The 454-nt window shown below is 51.1% G+C and carries 1 protein-coding gene; it reads left to right on the plus strand.

The features are described 5' to 3' along the window. Positions 1-454, plus strand: a 454-nt coding sequence (locus ACT3SX_RS15555; protein WP_444761876.1) for a hypothetical protein, incomplete at both ends; no start/stop codon positions are given.

Genomic DNA, 454 nt, shown 5'->3' on the forward strand with positions numbered 1-454 from the left:
GCCAAACACTCACGCTAGACACTCCTGCTGCGTTTGCCCCAGTGACAGATACCGAGACCATCGATGAAGCGACTGTCGTCGCCAATAGTCATCAAAGCCACTATAGCGTTTATCATGCACTCGCCCATGCCACCGATTTGAATGTTGCCGATACCTTTATACTAGTCGATCACAACCATCTCAATCAGCACTATCGTGCGACCCATATCGTACACTTGGCACGCAACAGTCTGGCACACGTGACAGGTCTAACCATCAGTCGTCGCCATCATGAACGTCATGCCTCCACTCTAGAGGCAGGCATTCACTTAACCCAGCTGCGTCTGATTACCGCAGACACGCCATGGGTGGGTAGCTTATATAGCAAACGCGTGCTACCGCCAATGACTGGTATCACAGATGCTCAAAGCGATACCGACAGTCGCAATCATATGACCCCGACCAAAAGCTATCT

Source organism: Psychrobacter sp. AOP31-B2-9 (genome assembly GCF_052378005.1).
In the GTDB taxonomy this organism is placed as follows: domain Bacteria; phylum Pseudomonadota; class Gammaproteobacteria; order Pseudomonadales; family Moraxellaceae; genus Psychrobacter.